This window comes from Duganella callida, from assembly GCF_004614165.1.
In the GTDB taxonomy this organism is placed as follows: domain Bacteria; phylum Pseudomonadota; class Gammaproteobacteria; order Burkholderiales; family Burkholderiaceae_D; genus Rugamonas; species Rugamonas callida.
Genome location: NZ_SPVG01000129.1, coordinates 14,623 through 32,622 on the forward strand (window position 1 = coordinate 14,623; position 18,000 = coordinate 32,622).

The window sequence follows — 18,000 nt, forward strand, 5'->3', positions numbered from 1 at the left end:
TGACGCACACTGACCGCCGGCTTCCCGGCGTACAATGGAGGGATGAGACTATTCAATCGCAGGGCGCTCGCCTATGTGGCGATGCACCCGATGGACTTCACACTGCAATGCCTCAAGGGTTTCCGCGCCAACCAGGGTTTGCTGCTGGCGGGGGCGGTGGCGTATTACTCGCTGCTTTCCATCGTGCCCCTGCTGATGCTGGTGGTGGTGGCGCTGTCGCATGTGATCGACCAGGACGAACTGCTGCGCACCGTGGCGCGTTACCTGAACTGGCTGGTGCCGGGGCAGTCCACGCCCATCGTCGGTGAGGTCGCGCATTTCATCGAGCACCGCGATCTGGTGAGCGGAGTGCTGCTGGTGTCGATGGTGTTTTTCAGCTCACTGGCGTTCACGGTGCTGGAAAATGCGATGTGCGTGATCTTCAAGCACCGGGTGGCGATACGGCGCCGGCATTTCCTGATTTCCGCGCTGATGCCCTACTGTTACATCCTGTCGCTGGGCGCGGGCATGCTGATCGTCACGCTGGTGGCCGGCAGTCTGCAGGTGCTGGGCGAGGAGAGCGTGCAGCTGTTCGGCTACCGCTGGTCGCTGCACGGCGTGTCGGGGGCGCTGCTGTACCTGCTGGGTCTCGCCGGCGAGGTGCTGGTGCTGTCGTCGATCTACCTGGTGATGCCGGTCGGGCGGCTGTCGGTGTCGCATGCGCTGATCGGCGGCGTGACGGCGGCGTTGCTGTGGGAAGTGGCGCGCCGCATCCTGGTCTGGTATTTCACCACCTTGTCGCAGGTGAGCGTGGTGTACGGCTCCATGACCACCGCCATCATCATCATGTTCAGCCTGGAGATCGGTGCCACGCTGCTGCTGTTCGGTGCCCAGGTGATTTCCGAATTCGAGCGCGTGGGCCGTGAACGTCCGACCCGCGCGCCCCAGCCGATGACCACCGAAACCGTGCCGAAATAATCTCTTTCAGGTAGTTTACATTTCAATGTTATTTGAAATATTGAATTGTTTACGTTAGCATGAGGCCCATGGATACTCAACAGACTATCGCCGCGCTGGCGGCGTTGGCCCAGGAAAGCCGGCTGGCGGTGTTCCGCCTGCTGGTCCAGATCGGGCCGGAGGGGCTGGCGGCCAGCAAGATCGGCGAGCAGCTGGCTATTTCACCGTCTTCGCTATCCTTTCACCTGAAGGAGCTGGTGCATGCGGGTCTGATTACATCGCGCCAGGATGGCCGCTTTGTCATCTATTCGGCGGATACCGATGCGATGTATGGCCTGATCAGCTTTTTGACTGAAAACTGCTGCGGCGGCAAGCCGTGCGCACCGACCAAGATTAAACGCAAACCATGAACGTCCTTTTTCTGTGCACCGGCAATTCCTGCCGTTCCTTGTTGAGTGAAGCAGTGTTTAACCATCTGGCGCCGCCCGGATGGAAGGCATACAGCGCCGGCAGCCAGCCCATGGGCCAGCTGAATCCGCGCGCGGTGGCGCTGCTGCAGCGCAAAGGCATTTCGACCGAAGGCTATTACAGCAAGTCGTGGAATGCTCTGCCGCTGATACCGGACCTGGTGATCACGGTCTGCGGCAGCGCGGCCGGCGAGACCTGCCCGGCCTATCTGGGGCCGGTGCTGCGCGCGCACTGGGGCGTGGACGATCCGAGCCACGTGGAGGGCAGCGAGGAAGAAATCGAGGCGGCGTTCGAGCAGGCCTACCGTATTCTGCGCGCGCGCATCGAGGCTTTCTTCGCCTTGCCGCGCAACGTCGATCTCCGGCCGGAACTCGACCGCATCGGCACGCTGGGTGTCAAATGCTGAGTGCTTTTCTGATCTTTATCGCCACGCTGGTGCTGGTGATCTGGCAGCCGCGTGGCCTGGGCATAGGCTGGAGCGCCATGCTGGGCGCGGGCGCCGCGCTGCTGGCGGGCGTGATCCATGCCGGCGATATTCCGGTGGTGTGGCACATCATCTGGAACGCCACGGCGACGCTGGTGGCGATCATCGTCACCAGCCTGCTGCTGGACAAGGCCGGCTTCTTCGAATGGGCCGCGCTGCATGTGGCGCGCTGGGGCGGCGGCAGCGGCAGGCGCCTGTTCATGCTGCTGGTGCTGCTGGGGGCCGTGGTTTCCGGCCTGTTCGCGAACGACAGCGCGGCGCTGATCCTGACGCCGATCGTGATCGCCATGCTGCAAGCCTTGCGCTTTCCGGCGCGGGCGACGCTGGCCTTCGTGATGGCGGCCGGCTTCGTGGCCGATACCGCCAGCCTGCCGCTGGTGGTGTCCAACCTGGTGAATATCGTCACCGCCGACTACTTCGGCGTCAGCTTCGCGCGTTACGCGTCGGTGATGGCGCCGGTGAATATCGTCGCGGTCGTGGCGACGCTGGCAATGCTGATGTGGTTCTTCCGCCGCGATATCCCGGCCGATTACGACATTGCGCAGATCAAGGAGCCGGCATTGGCGATCCACGACCGCCCTACCTTCATCGCCGGCTGGTGGGTGCTCGGCCTGCTGCTGGTCGGCTTCTTCGTGATCGAGCCGCTGGGGGTGCCGATCTGCGTGGTGGCTGCGGCCGGATCGCTGGTGCTGCTGATCGTCGCGGCGCGCGGACACCGCATCTCCACGCGTGAAGTGCTGATCAACGCGCCATGGCAGATCGTGATCTTCTCGCTGGGGATGTATCTGGTGGTGTATGGCCTGCGCAACGCCGGGCTGACGGCGTATCTGACCTCGGCGCTGGACTGGTGCGCGCACTATGGCGTTTGGGGCGCGGCGATGGGCACCGGTTTCCTCACCGCGATCCTGTCCTCCATCATGAACAACCTGCCGACGGTGCTGATCGGCGCCCTGTCGGTGGATGCGACCACCGCACAAGGCGCGGCACGCGAGGCGATGATCTACGCGAACGTGATCGGCAGCGACCTCGGTCCCAAGATCACGCCCATCGGCAGTCTGGCCACGCTGCTCTGGCTGCACGTGCTGGCCAACAAGGGCACCCGCATCTCCTGGGGCTATTATTTCCGCGTCGGCATCTGCCTCACTTTGCCGGTATTATTCGTGACGTTGGCGGCACTGGCCGTGCGTCTCAGCGGAGGATAAGGATGAACCCGAATATCAAGGCCGTCGAGCTGGAAAAAGCGTATCGCTTGCTGAACCATGGGCCGACGGTGCTGGTGTCGGCCAGCCACGGCGGTGTGGCGAACGTGATGTCTGCGGCTTGGGCCTGTGCGCTGGATTTCGCGCCGCCCAAGGTGACGGTGGTGCTGGACAAGGCCACCGCCACGCGCAGGCTGGTCGAGGACAGCGGCTGGTTCGTGCTGCAGGTGCCGAATGTCGGCCAGCTGGATCTGACCTATCAGCTCGGCCACACCACGCTGACCGAGCTGCCGGACAAGCTGGCCAGGGCCGGCGCCAATCTGTTTCGCATGGATGGATTCGAGGCGCCGCTGGTGGAAGGTTCGTCGGCCTGGCTGATGTGCCGCTTGATACCGGAACCGCACAACCAGCAGACCTACGATCTGTTCATCGGCGAAGTGGTGGCCGCGTGGGCCGACGAACGCGTCTTCCGCGACGGCCACTGGCAGTTCGAACATGCCGACCCGCGCTGGCGCAGTTTGCATTACGTCGCCGGCGGCCACTTCTACGCCATCGGCGAGCCGGCCATCGTCAAGACTTAAAGCGCGCGGGCGATCAGCAGTTTCTGGATGTCGCTGGTGCCCTCGTAGATCTGGCATACGCGCGCGTCGCGGTAGATGCGCTCCACCGGGAAGTCGCTGACGTAGCCGTAGCCGCCGTGGATCTGGATGGCGTCGGAGCAAACCTTCTCCGCCATTTCGGAGGCGAACAGTTTGGCCATCGCCGCTTCCTTCAGGCAGGGCAGGCCGGCGTCCTTCATTGACGCCGCGTGCAGGATCAGCTGGCGCGCGGCCTCGATCTGCATCGCCATCTCGGCCAGCTTGAACTGCACCGACTGATGCTCGAAGATCGGCTTGCCGAAGCTTTCACGTTCCCTCGCATAGGACAGCGCCGCCTCGTAGGCGGAGCGCGCCATGCCCACTGACTGCGAGGCGATGCCGATGCGGCCTCCCTCCAGCCCGGACAAGGCGATCTTGTAGCCCTGGCCCTCTTCGCCGATCAGGTTCTCGGCCGGGATGCGGCAGTTTTCGAACACGATCTGCGCGGTGTCGGACGAATGCTGGCCCATCTTGTGCTCGATGCCGGCCACGATGTAGCCCGGCGTCGATGTGGGCACCCAGAAGGCGCTGATGCCCTTCTTGCCGGCGGCTTTGTCGGTCACCGCCATCACGATCGCCACATCCGCATGCTTGCCGCTGGTGATGAACTGCTTGACGCCATTCAGCACATAGCTGTCGCCGTCGCGCGTGGCGGTGGTGCGCAGCGCGGCGGCATCGCTGCCGGTGTGCGGCTCGGTGAGGCAGAAAGCGCCCAGGATCTCGCCCTGTGCCAGTGGACGCAGCCATTGTTCCTTCTGCCGCGCATTCGCATACATCATGCCGATGCTGCATACCGGGCAGTTGTTGACCGAGATGACGGTCGAGGTGCCGCCGTCGCCGGCGGCGATTTCCTCCAGGACCAGGGCCAGGGACACGTAATCCATGCCGGCGCCGCCCAGCTGCTCCGGTACGGCGACGCCGAAGGCGCCCAGCGCGGCCAGTTCCTTCAGTTCCTCTTTGGGGAAGTGATGCTCCTTGTCCCAGCGGGCCGCGTTCGGGGCCAGACGTTCCTGCGCAAAGGCGCGCAGGGCGTCGCGTATCATTTCGTGTTCCTGGCTCAGTATCATGTGTCGTCTCTTATCATTTTTTACCAACCGATGGTGGTGCCATCGTAGTTGCGGTATTGCGCCCGTTCGGAAGCGGGTAGCGTCGCCAGGGTGTGGCGGATGCCGGCCGCGCTTTGTTGCGGCGTCAGGTCGGCGGCGGCGCCGCCCATGTCGGTCTGCACCCAGCCCGGATGGAAGGCGATGCACGTGGCGCCCTGCTTGCCGTACACCAGCGCCGTATCGATCAGCACCGAATTCAGCGCCGCCTTGCTGGCGCGGTACAGCGAGCCGCTGGACGAGCTACGCTCGCTCAACGATCCCATGCGCGAGGACAGCACCGCCAGCTTGCCCTGCGCCGCGCACACCATGGGCGCGACGATGGGCAGCAGGCGCATCGCCGCCAGCACGTTGGTGTGCATGACGGCGTCGAAGTCGGGCTGGGTCGGGAAACCGTCCTGGCGCGGGCCGTAGATGCCGGCGTTGAGGATGGCGACATCCAGTTCTTCGCCATCCAGCTTCCAGCCGATGCCGGCGCAGGCCTCGACGTTGGTGACGTCAAGCCGGTGCGCCTCTGCGCCGAGGGAGGTCAGCATCTCGCAGTCCTCCTTTTTTCGCGCGGTGGCCAGTACGCGCCAGCCGTCGTTCAGGTACTGGCGCACCAGCTCCAGGCCGATGCCGCGCGAAGCGCCGATGACCAGTGCTGTCGCCATTACATCAGCTCCACTGCCACCGCGGTCGCTTCACCGCCGCCGATGCACAGCGCCGCCACGCCCTTCTTGCCGCCGGTGCGTTTCAATGCGCCCAGCAGGGTGACGATGATGCGCGCGCCGGAGGCGCCGATCGGATGGCCCAGCGCGCAGGCGCCGCCATGGATGTTGACCTTCTCGTGCGGGATGTCGAGATCGCGCATGGCGGCCATCGGCACGGCGGCGAAGGCTTCGTTGATCTCGAACAGGTCGACGTCGCTGGTGCTCCAGCCGACTTTCCTGTACAGCCTTTCGATGGCGCCGATCGGCGCGGTGGTGAACCAGTCCGGCTCCTGCGCGAAGGTGGCGTGGCCCAGCAGTTTGGCGATGGGCTGCAGGCCCAGTTCCCTGGCTTTCGATTCGCGCATCAGTACCAGCGCGGCGGCGCCGTCGTTGATCGACGACGACGAGGCGGCGGTGATGGTGCCGTCCTTCTTGAACGCGGCGCGCAGGGTCGGAATTTTTTCGACCTTGGCCTTCAGCGGACCCTCGTCCTTGTCGATCACGGTGTCGCCGGCACGGCTGGTGACGGTGACCGGCGCGATCTCCCACTTGAAGTAGCCTTCGCTGGTGGCGACCTGCGCGCGCTTGACCGATTCGATGGCGAAGGCATCCTGCGCTTCGCGGGTGAACTGGTACTTGGCCGAGCACTCTTCGGCGAAGGTGCCCATGGAGCGGCCTTCGCCGGTCTTTTCGTTGCGCGAGTAGGCGTCTTCCAGGCCGTCGTACATCATGTGATCGAACATCATGCCGTGGCCGATGCGGTAACCGCCGCGCGCTTTCGGAATCAGGTAAGGGGCATTGGTCATGGATTCCATGCCGCCGGCGACCACGATGTCGGCGCTGCCGGCCACCAGCTGGTCGTGCGCGAAGATGGTGGCCTGCATGGCCGAGCCGCACATCTTGGACAGCGTCACCGCGCCGGTGGACGTCGGCAGGCCGGCTTTCAACAGCGCCTGGCGCGCCGGCGCCTGGCCCTGGCCGGCCATCAGGCAGTTGCCGAAGTAGACGTGCTCCACCAGCTTGCCGTCGACGCCGGCGCGTTCGACTGCCGCCTGGATCGCCACGGCGCCCAGGTCGTGCGCGGATTTGCCGGAAAAGTCGCCCTGGAAGGCGCCCATGGGGGTGCGGGCCGCGCCGACGATAACGATAGGATCATTCATTTTCTAAGGTCTCCATAAAGGGTGGCGGCGTGACCGCCGGAATGTCGGATGGATGTTGCTGATAAAAGCGGATCTGCTGTGGATAAGGGAAGACGTCTTCCACCACGCCGTCCTGTATGCGCTGCTTGCGGGACTGCCAGTATTCGGGCGTCAGCAGGTCCGCGTGGTGTTTCATGAAATGCTTGCGTATCTTCGGATCGCCGAGCAGGAAGCTGCCGAATTGTTCGGGAAAGACATCGTGCCTGCCGATCGGGTACCACGGTTCGGACGCCATTTCCTCCTCCTCGTTGCGCGGCGCGGGGATGGCGCGGAAATGGCAGTCGGTGATGTATTCGATCTCGTCGTAGTCGTAGAACACCACGCGCTGGTGTCGGGTGACGCCGAAATTCTTGTACAGCATATCGCCGGGGAAGATGTTGGCGGCCACCAGTTCCTTGATGGCGTTGCCGTATTCGAGCACGCCGTGTTCCAGTTCCTGCTCGCTGCCGGCGCTGGACAGCCACATGTTCAGCGGCACCATGCGGCGCTCGATGTACAGGTGCCTGATCACGATCTGGTCGCCGTCGTATTCGATCTGCGACGGCGCGTGCTGCCGCAGTTCGGCCAGCAGCGCTTCGCTGAAGCGGCTGCGCGGGAAGGCGACATTCGAGTATTCCAGTGTGTCGGCCATGCGGCCGACCCGGTCGTGGTGCTTGACCAGCAAGTACTTCTGCTTGACCAGCGCGCGCGTGGTTTCCTTCGGCGGCGGATAGAAATCCTTGATCACCTTGAACACATACGGGAAGGAAGGCAGCGCGAACACCAGCATCACCAGGCCGCGGATGCCGGGCGCGATGTCGAACAGGTCGGACGAATGCTTCAGGTGCTGCATGTAGTCGCGGTAGAACAGCGCCTTGCCCTGCTTCTGCAGGCCGAGGATGGTGTAGATCTCGCTGCGCGGCTTGCGCGGCATCAGGCTGCGCAGGAACTGCACGTAGGCCGAGGGCACTTCCATGTCCACCAAAAAGTAGGCGCGCGTGAACGAGAACAGGATGGCGATCTGCTCGGGGTCGAACAGCACCGTGTCCAGCACCAGTTCTCCGCGGCTGTTGTGCAGGATCGGCACCACGAACGGATACACGCGGTTGCCGTTGATGCTTTTGCCGACGATGTAGGCGCCCTTGTTGCGGAAGAACAGGCTGGATAGCACCTGGAACTGGTGGTTCGGTTCCATGGACGCGTCGCCATACAGTTGGCGCAGACGTGCCTCGACCTGTTCCACGTCGCGCGTCAGGTCGGCGAATTTCGCTTCCAGCTGGAAGTTGGTGATGATGCGCTTGAGCGTGAAATGCAGGCCGTCCGTGGCCGGATAGTAGACGCGGTAGGTCGGCCGCAGCTCGGCGGTCTCGATGTAGTCGGTGGAGACCACCGGCCGCACGAAAATGAACTCGTTGTGGAAGTAGCGGCGGTGCAGGATGTTGCAGCAGACCGAGTTGAAAAAGGTCTCGGCCAGCTCCGGCTGCTTGTGGTCGGACAGCATGCCGATGTAATGCAGCTTCAGTTCGCGCCACACTTCATCGGTCAGGTCGGACGGTTCGTACTCGTCTTCCAGCGACTGCACGCATTCCTGCACGCGCTGGTCGTAGAAATCGATGCGCGCGCGCGCCGCCTGCTGCGCGTCGGCCCAGGCGCCGCGCTCGAAGTGCTGCTTGGCCTGCCGGCTGGTCTGCCGGAACAGGCGGTAGTGCTTGTCGAAGCCGTCGCGGATGGTGCGCGCGAGGTCGAACGCAATCTGCGAACGCAGCAGCTTCGGGAAGGCGGCCTGGGTCATGTCGGCCGGCCAGGCTTACATGGTTTCCGCGAACAGTTCGCGGCCGATCAGCATGCGGCGGATCTCGCTGGTGCCGGCGCCGATTTCGTACAGCTTGGCGTCGCGCCACAGGCGGCCGACCGGATACTCGTTGATGTAGCCGTTGCCGCCCAGGGTCTGGATCGCCTCGCCGGCCATCCAGGTCGCTTTCTCGGCGCTGTACAGGATGGCGCCGGCGGCGTCCTTGCGCAGCTGGCGCACCTGTTCCGGCGACGTCGCGCGGTCGCAAGCCTGGCCGACAGCGTAGACGTAGGCTTTGCTCGCCATCATGGTCGAATACATGTCGGCGATTTTGCCCTGCATCAGCTGGAACTCGCCGATGGCCTGGCCGAACTGCTTGCGGTCATGGATGTAAGGCACCACCACATCCATGCAGGCCTGCATGATGCCCAGCGGACCGCCGGACAGCACGGTGCGTTCGAAATCCAGGCCCGACATCAGCACGTTGACGCCCTTGCCGACGCCGCCCAGCACGTTCTCGACCGGCACTTCGCAGTTGTCGAACACCAGCTCGCCGGTGTGGGAGCCGCGCATGCCCAGCTTGTCCAGCTTCTGCGCGATGGAAAAGCCCTTGAAACCCTTCTCGATCAGGAAGGCGGTCATGCCGCGCGGGCCGGCGTCCAGATCGGTCTTGGCGTAGACCACCAGCGTGTCGGCGTCGGGGCCGTTGGTGATCCACATCTTGGTGCCGTTGAGGACGTAGCGGTCGCCCTTCAGGTCGGCGCGCAGCTTCATGCTGACCACGTCGGAGCCGGCGTTCGGCTCGGACATCGCCAGCGCGCCGATGTGCTCGCCGGAGATCAGCTTGGGCAGGTATTTGCGCTTTTGTTCTTCATTGCCGTTGCGCTTGATCTGGTTGACGCACAGGTTCGAATGCGCGCCGTACGACAGGCCGACCGAGGCCGAGGCGCGCGAGATTTCCTCCATCGCCACGATGTGCGCCAGGTAGCCCATGTTGGCGCCGCCGTATTCCTCGGGCGCGGTGATGCCGAGCACGCCCAGCTCGCCCAGCTTGCGCCACAGGTCCATGGGGAACTGGTCGCTGCGGTCGATCTCGGCCGCGCGCGGAGCGATCTCGGCGGCGGCGAACTGCTGCACGGCCTCGCGCAGCGCGGCGATGTCCTCGCCGTGGTCAAAGGTCAGGCCTGGGAGATGGAGCATGTCATCCTCATTCTTCTGGTGGGGTGTGGAGCGGGTATAATACGCCGCTGTTACGTTAACGTAAACGTCAATCCGGGGTCAGTTCTGCCAATCGCACACGGCCTCATGTACCAATGGCAGAACTGACCCCGGATTCGTGGCTGGCCAGCAGGCGTTTGCATTCGTCTTCGTGGGCCTGGATTTCGGCCAGCGACATTTCGATGTCTTCGCGCTGCTGTTCCAGCGTTTCGCGGTGCTGCGACAGCACGCTCAGGAAGCGGTGCATCTGCGCCACCGAGTCCTTGGGCGTTTCGTACATGTCGACCAGGCTTTTGATCTCGGCCAGCGACAGGCCCAGGCGCTTGCCGCGCAGGGTCAGTTTCAGCCGCGTGCGGTCGCGCGGGGTGTAGACGCGGTTGCGGCCGCCGGCGCCTTCGCGCGACGGACTCAGCAGTCCCTGGTCTTCATAAAAACGGATGGCGCGGGCGGTAATGTCGAACTCGCGCGCCAGTTCGGTGATGGTGTAGGTAGGCATAGGGTTCCGTTTACGTCAACGTCAATCCCATTGTAGCGCGAAACGGCGGGACGACGGCAGGTGACTGGTGGGCATGCTCAATGGTATCGTGCGACGTGACGGCGAAAGGCGGCGGCATGATACATCCGCTGGCGAAACAGGTATTGGCCATATAAGTTTATTTCACATCTGCACAAGCGCCCGAAAACCGAATAAAATTCTGTTGCCTTTGCCACAGACGCGAACTCTGACAGAGGATGAGTCGTTGATAAAAATCCGAAAAGGTCGCCCTCGCGCCTCCACACGCAGAGACTGACTTTCATGACATAACGTGAAATAGTGCAACTATGAATTCTTCTAATGAACGCGAAAGCTTTAGCCAGCGCCTGCAACAGGCACTCAAGAATGCCCACTACTCGCCCGACAGCCCGACCCGGCTGGCGCGAGAATTCAACATCCGTTTCGACGGCCGGCCGATCACTGTCCACGCAGCCCGCAAATGGCTGGTAGGAGAGGCGATTCCGACCCAGGAGAAGCTGCGCATGATCGCTCAATGGCTGGGCGTGCCGGCCGAATGGTTGCGCTTTGGCGGCCCGGAAGCCGGTGCACCGAACAGCGAAAACGCCGGCAATCTGTCGCGCTTCGAGTCGGCCGATGTCAAATTGATCGCGGATTTACAACGCCTGGACGAGCATCACCGCCAGATTGCGCGCGAATTTATTCGCATGCTGGTGCGGGTTAACTACCAAAAGTAATAAATTTGACGCGGCACAAGGCAAGGGGCCGCTAAGCTGGGCCTAATGCCTGACTTAAATTAGTTTTACTCGGCGCCAGCTTTTGTTCGGAGAGGCATTCCTGCAGGAATGCCTTTTTTTATTTGCCGCCGCGTTGCGAATTGTCATGGTGTCGACACGGATTTCAGGCACAATAGGGCCGCAGTAGTGTCGTTGTAACCTACTTTGGGAGCATGCCTTTGAGCCGTCTGATTAAAAGCAACTACAGCAATGTCGCCCAACTGAAAGACCTGATGACCGCGCCGCCGATGACGGCCGCCCAGCACGCGGAAGTGATGCGCAAGCGCATTGCCCAGCGGCGGATGGTGGAAGAAGCGCGCGAACTGAAACGCGCCAGCAGCACGTATTACGACAAGCGCTAGCGGTTGGCTGGTCCCATGCCGGCCCAGCGCGGCGCCAGCGCGTGCTCGATGCCGAACAAGTCGATGACGCGGGCCACCGTGTGATCGACCATCTCCGCGATCGTCTGCGGATTGTGATAAAAGCTGGGAAGCGGGGGGAAGACGATGCCGCCCATTTCCGTCACCGCCGTCATGTTGCGCAAGTGCGCGAGGTTGAACGGCGTTTCCCGCACCATCAGCACCAGCCGGCGGCGCTCCTTGAGCACCACGTCGGCCGCGCGCGCGATCAGGTTATCCGACAGGCCGTGCGCCACCGAGGCCAGGGTTTTCATCGAGCAGGGCGCGACGATCATGCCGTCGGTCTGGAACGAGCCGCTGGCAATCGACGCGCCGATGTCGCGCACCTTGTGCACCACGTGGGACAGGGATTCCACTTCGCGCCGCTGCAAGCCGGTTTCCTGGTGCAGGGTCAGGACCGCGGCGTCCGAAATCACCAGATGGGTTTCGACGCCGGGCGTGTGTTGCAAGTGTTGCAGCAGACGCACACCATACACGGCGCCGGTGGCGCCCGTGATGGCTATGACAATCCGCCGCAAACGATCAGACATTCTGCAGCAGGGTTTTCAGCTCGCCCGATTCGAACATTTCGCCCATGATGTCGGAGCCGCCGATGAACTCGCCCTTCACGTACAGTTGCGGAATGGTCGGCCAGTTCGAATAGTCCTTGATGCCCTGGCGCACTTCCGGATCTTCCAGCACGTTGACGGTGGCAATGTTTTCAACGCCACAAGCTTTCAGGATCTGGATGGCGCGGCCGGAAAAACCGCATTGCGGGAACTGCGCAGTGCCCTTCATGAAAAGCACGACCGGGGTGCTGTTCACGGTTTCTTTGATCCAGGTTTGTACGTCGCTCATAGCTGCCTCTAGGGTAAAAGATGTGGAATACCGGCATTTTATAAGAAAACGCCGGCGTCCGTATTCTACCCCCGCAGCTTGGCGAAGGCCGCCGCCATGCTGCCGGCCATGGCCGGTTCACGGGTTTGCTGGCGCTGCTGGTCCTTGTGCTGCTGGCCCATGGCGCGGCGGTCGTTGCGGTCGCCGCGCTGCTGCGGTTGCGAACCCGGCTGCGGCGCGCTGTCGCTCAGGCGCATGGTCAGGGCGATGCGCTTGCGCTTTTCGTCCACCTCCAGCACCTTCACCTTGACCACCTGGCCGGCCTTCACCACCGTGTGCGGATCCTTGACGAAGCTGTTGGACAGGGCCGAGATGTGCACCAGGCCGTCCTGGTGCACGCCGATGTCGACAAACGCGCCGAACGCGGCGACGTTGGTCACCACGCCTTCCAGGATCATGTCCGGGCGCAGGTCCTTGATTTCCTCCACGCCTTCCTTGAAGGTGGCGGTGGTGAATTCCGGACGCGGGTCGCGGCCCGGCTTTTCCAGTTCCTTCAGGATGTCGGTCACGGTCGGCACGCCGAACTTGTCGTCGGCGTACTTGGCCGGTTGCAGACGCTTGATCAGGGCGCTGTCGCCGATCACGCCCTTGATGTCCTTCTGGATGTCGGCCAGGATTTTTTCCACCACCGGATACGATTCCGGGTGCACCGCCGACGCGTCCAGCGGGTTGTCGCCGCCCATCACGCGCAGGAACCCGGCCGCTTGTTCGAAGGTCTTGTCGCCCAGGCGCGGCACGGATTTCAGGGCTGCGCGCGAAGTGAACGCTCCCTTCGCATCGCGGTAGGTGACGATGGCCTGGGCCACCGACGACGACAGGCCGGACACCCGCGCCAGCAACGGCGCCGAGGCGGTGTTCACATCCACGCCCACGGCGTTGACGCAATCCTCGACCACGGCGTCCAGCGTGCGCGCCAGCTGGGTCTGCGAGACGTCGTGCTGGTACTGGCCGACGCCGATCGATTTCGGATCGATCTTGACCAGCTCGGCCAGCGGGTCCTGCAGGCGGCGCGCGATCGACACGGCGCCGCGCAGCGACACGTCCATGTCCGGCAATTCCTTGGAGGCATATTCGGACGCCGAGTACACCGACGCGCCCGCCTCGGAGACCACGATCTTGCTCATTTTTTGCTCAGGGAAGCGCTTCAGCAGATCCTGCGCCAGCTTGTCGGTTTCGCGCGAAGCGGTGCCGTTGCCGATCGAGATCAGCGAGACGTTGTGCTTGGCGGCCAGCTTGCCCAGGGTGTGCAGCGACCCTTCCCAGTCGTTTTTCGGCTGGTGCGGATAGATCACGGCGGTGTCCATCACCTTGCCGGTGGCGTCCACCACCGCCACCTTGACGCCGGTGCGCAGGCCGGGGTCCAGGCCCATGGTGGCGCGCTGGCCGGCCGGCGCCGCCAGCAGCAGGGCTTTCAGGTTGGTGGCAAAGACGTTGATGGCGTCCAGCTCGGACTTTTCGCGCAGGGCACCCATCAGCTCCGTTTCGAGGTGCATGAAGCTTTTCACGCGCCAGGTCCAGCGCGCGGTGTCGGACAGCCATTTGTCGGCCGGGCGGCCGGCATTCTTGATGCCGAAGCGGGCGGCGATGCGGCTTTCGCACGGATTGTGCGGCGCGTCCCACTTCGGTTTCTCGGCTTCGGTATCGAGGCGCAGAGTGACGTCCAGTACGCCTTCGCGGCGGCCGCGCATCAGCGCCAGGGCGCGGTGCGACGGCACGCTGGCCAACGATTCGGAATAATCGAAATAATCGGCGAATTTTTCGCCCTCTTCTTGCTTACCTTCAATAACTTTCGATTCAACAATGCCATGATCCTGCACATATTCGCGCAAGGATTGCAGCAGGGTCGCATCTTCGGCGAAGCGTTCCATCAGGATCTGGCGCGCGCCGTCGAGCGCGGCCTTGGTGTCGGCCACGCCCGGATTGTTGCCGTCGGCGGTGGTAAATGCTTCGCGCAGGTAGTTGGCGGCTTCGGTTTCCGGGTGCAGTTCCGGATTGGCCAGCAGGCCGTCGGCCAGCGGCGCGAGGCCGGCTTCGATGGCGATCTGGGCCTTGGTGCGGCGTTTTTGTTTGTACGGAAGATATAAGTCTTCCAGACGGGTCTTGTCTTCTGCATGCATGACAGCATCTAACAGCTCTGGTGTCATCTTGTTCTGCTCGGTGATCGAGGCCACGATGCTGGCGCGGCGCTCTTCCAGCTCGCGCAGGTAGCGCAGGCGTTCCTCGAGCAGGCGCAGCTGGGTGTCATCCAGCCCGCCAGTGACTTCCTTGCGGTAACGCGCGATGAAGGGCACGGTGGCGCCCTCGTCCAGCAGGGTGATGGCGGCGGCAACCTGGACCGGCTTGGCGGACAGTTCCAGGGCGAGACGTTGTTCGATGGAAGGCAACATGGTGGTGATTCCTAGACAGACAAGCCCGGAATAATACGACATCGGTACGAAGTTGCCAGTCTTGACAGCTGAATTGGACTGTGAACGTGGGCCAGCCCACCTCCGGAAGAGGGGTTTATTAAAGAATCCGTCAACACGAAGGCCGTGATGGCGGATAATATTGCCTGTTGCCGTTTTTGAACCATCTTTGAACAATACATGCGACCCATGGATTTTACCCGCGACGACGCCCCTGCCGCCCCCGCTGCTCCAGCACCGGCTCCTGCACGCCCTGCGCCGCCCGCGAATCAATTGTCGTACGCCGTGGCCACCTGGCTGCAGCGCGTGGATGCGGCAGCGCACCCCAAAGCCAGGCTGACGCCACCGCCGGCAGAAGGCGATCCCAAGCAGCAGACGCAGTACAAGCTGATTTACGTGCTGGCGCCCACCAGCGGCGGCCGCCACGTGGCGCTGTGCCTGTACAAGGCACGCTTGCGGCCGAACGGCGACGTGGCCGCGGCCACCCCGGTCAGCGAAGTGTTCTCGCTGCTGTCGACCCCGCCAACCTTCCTGGCGCCCGGCGATGAAGACCTGATCCGCTTCTTCGTGGCCATGCGCAGCGGCCAGAATTCCCAGACCGGCTCGGCCACCGAGCCGCGCGGCAAGATCGGCGCGGCCCTGCTGCAAATGTTGGCAGAGCAAGATAAGTTGTTGTGGGCAAATTCCTGGTCCGACGTCGGCAACGGCCTGGTGTATCCGCTGAAAGGCGGCGTGCTGCGCGAGGCCAACCTGGCCTGGCGCGAGGAAGGCAAGGGTCTGCGGCTGGGCTGGCAGGTGCAACCGGTGCCGGGCGCCAAGCACGCCGGGCCCGACCAGGTCGACTACATGCTGCCGACCGATCCGCCGTGGTACATCGACAACCTGTCCTGCGGCGTGCTGCAACTGAACCAGGGCGGCACCGAGATTCCGCTGGCCGATTTGCAGGCGCTGGTGGCGCAGGCGCCGCTGCTGACCAATAACGACAAGCTGCGTGTGTCGCAGCTGCTGCTGGCGCACGGTTTGCAGGGGCTGATGCCGCTGCCGCAGGCGCTGCCGCAGCGGGTGCGCGACGACGTCAAGCCGCGTCCGGTGCTGACGCTGGATGCCGCCATGCTGGCCGACGGTTCGTTGCAGCGCTGGAACGACTTTGCCGTGCTGTCCTTCGATTACGACGGCGAGCGCGTCTCGTTCGACCCGTCGCAACGCGTGGTGCGCCAGAAGGGCGACGTCACCGAAATCATCCAGCGCAACGAGAGCGCCGAGGCGGACGCGCTGACGCTGCTGAGCGAACGCCATTTCGCGGCGCCCACCACGCTGCCGCTGAGCAGCGTCAAGGGCGGCCTGCTGCTGCCGAGCCAGGCAGAGTGGATACGCTTTGCCCGCGACGGCATTCCGGCGCTGAAGGAAGCCGGCTGGAAAATCGAAAAAACCGTCAAATACCGCTACGACACGGTGGACGTCGGCGACTGGTACGCCGAGGTGGTGGAAGACGAGGCCGATGGCGGCCGCGCCTGGTTCGACCTGGAGCTGGGCATCGTGGTCAATCAGCAGCGCGTGCCGCTGCTGCCGGTGCTGGTGCAACTGATCCGCAACGCACCCAACGATTTCAATCCGAAAGTCATCGCCCACCACGGCGAGGAAGACCAGATGCTGGCCAACCTGCCGGACGGCACCCGCGTCACCCTGCCCTGGGGCCGCGTGCGTCCCATCCTGGCCACGCTGGGCGAGCTGTACTTCAGCGACAAGATCAGGAACTCGCTGCACATGGCCACCCTGGATGCCGCGCGTCTGGACGAGCTGGCCCGCAACGTGGACATGGAATGGACTGGCGGCGAAGAATTGCGCGAGATGGGCGCCCGTCTGAACCAGTTCGGCTCGGTCAAGCGTGTCGCCACCCCGGCCGGCCTGCAGGCGACACTGCGCGATTATCAGACCGACGGCCTGTCGTGGATGCAGTTCCTGCGCGAATACGGCTTTGCCGGCATCCTGGCCGACGACATGGGCCTGGGCAAGACGGTGCAGACCCTGGCGCACATCCTGGTCGAGAAGGAAGCCGGCCGCCTGACCGCGCCGGCGCTGGTGATCGCGCCGACCAGCCTGATGGGCAACTGGCAGGAGGAAGCCGCGCACTTCGCGCCGGGTCTGAAGGTGCTGCTGCTGCAGGGCAAGGACCGCATGGCGCAGTTCGACCAGATCGACGAGGCCGACCTGGTGCTGACCACCTACGCCCTGCTGCCGCGCGACGAGGAAAAACTGCGCGAGCACGATTTCCACCTGGTGATCCTGGACGAATCGCACTACATCAAGAACACCCGCTCCAAGGCGGCGCAGAGCGCCAGCCTGCTGCGCGCCCGTCATCGGCTGTGCCTGTCCGGCACGCCGCTGGAAAACCACCTGGGCGAGCTGTGGTCGCAATTCCACTTCCTGCTGCCCGGCCTGCTGGGCGACGAGAAGAACTTCAACACCGTGTTCCGTCATCCGATCGAGCGCCAGGACGACCCGCTGCGCCGCGCGCTGCTGAACCGCCGCATCAAGCCTTTCCTGCTGCGCCGGACCAAGGACAGCGTGGCCAAGGAGCTGCCGCCGAAGACCGAGATGGTGCGCAAGGTCGAGCTGACCGGCCCGCAGCGCGACCTGTACGAAACCGTGCGCCTGGCCATGGACCAGAAAGTGCGCGAGGAGATCGACCGCAAGGGCGTGGCGCGCAGCCAGATCGTGATCCTGGAAGCGTTGCTCAAGCTGCGCCAGGTCTGCTGCGATCCGCGGCTGGTGAAGTCCGGCACCAAGAAGCAGCAGGCCGCCGGCTCGGCCAAGCTGACCGACCTGATGCAGATGATCGAGGACTTGCTGGAAGAAAAACGCAAGATCCTGGTGTTCTCGCAATTCACCAGCATGCTGGAGTTGATCGAGGAAGAACTGGAGTCGCGCGACATCCCGTACGCGCTGCTGACCGGCGACACCAAGGACCGCAGCGCGCAGGTGGCGGCGTTCCAGCAGGGCGCCGTGCCTATCTTCCTGATATCGCTGAAGGCGGGCGGCGTCGGCCTCAACCTGACCGCCGCCGACACCGTGATCCACTATGATCCGTGGTGGAATCCGGCGGCGGAAAACCAGGCCACCGACCGCGCCTGGCGTATCGGCCAGGACAAGCCCGTGTTTGTGTATAAACTGATTGCCAAGGGCACGCTGGAAGAAAAGATTCAGATCTTGCAGCAGAAAAAGTCCGATCTGGCGCAGTCCATCCTGGCGGAAGGCGAGTCGCAGAAAATGGCGCTCACCCAGGAAGACCTGCAGCAAATCTTCGCACCCTTGGTGGAGTAGAA

At 63.6% G+C, this 18,000-nt stretch carries 17 protein-coding genes; 8 read left to right on the top strand and 9 right to left on the bottom strand.

Annotated elements, in window-relative coordinates:
• The first annotated feature begins 42 nt into the window (after nt 1–42).
• The 5 genes from E4L98_RS12645 (at nt 43) to E4L98_RS12665 (ending at nt 3,668) form a co-directional block, all read left to right on the top strand.
• Nucleotides 43–957 (top strand): YihY/virulence factor BrkB family protein, encoded by a 915-nt coding sequence (locus E4L98_RS12645; protein ID WP_135201909.1) that lies wholly within the window; start codon nt 43–45, stop codon nt 955–957.
• A gap of 68 nt (nt 958–1,025) precedes the next feature.
• Entirely contained in the window at nt 1,026–1,346 is a 321-nt protein-coding gene (locus E4L98_RS12650; protein WP_135201910.1) for an ArsR/SmtB family transcription factor, read from the top strand.
• On the top strand, nt 1,343–1,810 hold the full coding sequence (locus tag E4L98_RS12655; protein WP_135201911.1) for an arsenate reductase ArsC: 468 nt from the start codon (nt 1,343–1,345) through the stop codon (nt 1,808–1,810). The genes E4L98_RS12650 and E4L98_RS12655 overlap by 4 nt, the downstream gene beginning before the upstream one ends.
• Nucleotides 1,804–3,090, top strand: coding sequence for an arsenic transporter (locus E4L98_RS12660; RefSeq protein ID WP_135201912.1), 1,287 nt, complete (start codon nt 1,804–1,806; stop codon nt 3,088–3,090). Before E4L98_RS12655 ends, E4L98_RS12660 begins: the two co-directional genes overlap by 7 nt.
• A gap of 2 nt (nt 3,091–3,092) precedes the next feature.
• Nucleotides 3,093–3,668, top strand: coding sequence for a flavin reductase family protein (locus E4L98_RS12665; RefSeq protein ID WP_135201913.1), 576 nt, complete (start codon nt 3,093–3,095; stop codon nt 3,666–3,668).
• On the opposite strand, the gene E4L98_RS12670 is transcribed toward E4L98_RS12665, so the two are convergent.
• The 6 genes from E4L98_RS12670 to E4L98_RS12695 form a co-directional block, all read right to left on the bottom strand.
• On the bottom strand, nt 3,665–4,792 hold the full coding sequence (locus tag E4L98_RS12670; RefSeq protein ID WP_135201914.1) for an acyl-CoA dehydrogenase family protein: 1,128 nt from the start codon (nt 4,790–4,792) through the stop codon (nt 3,665–3,667). The genes E4L98_RS12665 and E4L98_RS12670 overlap by 4 nt on opposite strands.
• A 20-nt stretch (nt 4,793–4,812) precedes the next feature.
• Entirely contained in the window at nt 4,813–5,481 is a 669-nt protein-coding gene (locus E4L98_RS12675) for an SDR family oxidoreductase (protein ID WP_135201915.1), read from the bottom strand.
• The gene (locus E4L98_RS12680; protein ID WP_135201916.1) at nt 5,481–6,680 is read right to left on the bottom strand and encodes an acetyl-CoA C-acyltransferase; all 1,200 of its coding nucleotides are present in this window, start codon (nt 6,678–6,680) and stop codon (nt 5,481–5,483) included. Before E4L98_RS12680 ends, E4L98_RS12675 begins: the two co-directional genes overlap by 1 nt.
• Nucleotides 6,673–8,490, bottom strand: coding sequence for a bifunctional isocitrate dehydrogenase kinase/phosphatase (gene aceK / locus E4L98_RS12685; protein WP_135201917.1), 1,818 nt, complete (start codon nt 8,488–8,490; stop codon nt 6,673–6,675). The genes E4L98_RS12680 and aceK overlap by 8 nt, the downstream gene beginning before the upstream one ends.
• Nucleotides 8,491–8,505: 15 nt before the next feature.
• The gene (locus E4L98_RS12690; RefSeq protein ID WP_135201918.1) at nt 8,506–9,690 is read right to left on the bottom strand and encodes an isovaleryl-CoA dehydrogenase; all 1,185 of its coding nucleotides are present in this window, start codon (nt 9,688–9,690) and stop codon (nt 8,506–8,508) included.
• Nucleotides 9,691–9,793: 103 nt separating this feature from the next.
• Entirely contained in the window at nt 9,794–10,204 is a 411-nt protein-coding gene (locus E4L98_RS12695) for a MerR family transcriptional regulator (protein ID WP_135201919.1), read from the bottom strand.
• Nucleotides 10,205–10,530: 326 nt separating this feature from the next.
• Between E4L98_RS12695 and E4L98_RS12700 the strand changes: the two genes are divergently transcribed.
• Together E4L98_RS12700 and E4L98_RS12705 are read left to right on the top strand one after the other, a co-directional pair.
• Complete coding sequence (locus tag E4L98_RS12700; protein WP_135201920.1) at nt 10,531–10,938, top strand: hypothetical protein; 408 nt, start codon at nt 10,531–10,533, stop codon at nt 10,936–10,938.
• Nucleotides 10,939–11,156: 218 nt separating this feature from the next.
• Complete coding sequence (locus tag E4L98_RS12705) at nt 11,157–11,339, top strand: hypothetical protein (RefSeq protein ID WP_135201921.1); 183 nt, start codon at nt 11,157–11,159, stop codon at nt 11,337–11,339.
• On the opposite strand, the gene E4L98_RS12710 is transcribed toward E4L98_RS12705, so the two are convergent.
• From E4L98_RS12710 to E4L98_RS12720, 3 genes are all read right to left on the bottom strand, one after another.
• The gene (locus E4L98_RS12710) at nt 11,336–11,926 is read right to left on the bottom strand and encodes a UbiX family flavin prenyltransferase (RefSeq protein WP_135201922.1); all 591 of its coding nucleotides are present in this window, start codon (nt 11,924–11,926) and stop codon (nt 11,336–11,338) included. The genes E4L98_RS12705 and E4L98_RS12710 overlap by 4 nt on opposite strands.
• Nucleotides 11,919–12,233, bottom strand: coding sequence for a Grx4 family monothiol glutaredoxin (grxD, locus tag E4L98_RS12715; protein WP_135201923.1), 315 nt, complete (start codon nt 12,231–12,233; stop codon nt 11,919–11,921). Before grxD ends, E4L98_RS12710 begins: the two co-directional genes overlap by 8 nt.
• Nucleotides 12,234–12,298: 65 nt before the next feature.
• A complete protein-coding gene (locus E4L98_RS12720) occupies nt 12,299–14,659 on the bottom strand; it encodes a Tex family protein (protein ID WP_135201924.1) in 2,361 nt (786 codons plus the stop codon).
• 207 nt (nt 14,660–14,866) lie between these two features.
• On the opposite strand from E4L98_RS12720, the gene E4L98_RS12725 reads away from it, so the two are divergent.
• On the top strand, nt 14,867–17,998 hold the full coding sequence (locus E4L98_RS12725; protein WP_135201925.1) for a DEAD/DEAH box helicase: 3,132 nt from the start codon (nt 14,867–14,869) through the stop codon (nt 17,996–17,998).
• Nucleotides 17,999–18,000 lie beyond the last annotated feature (2 nt).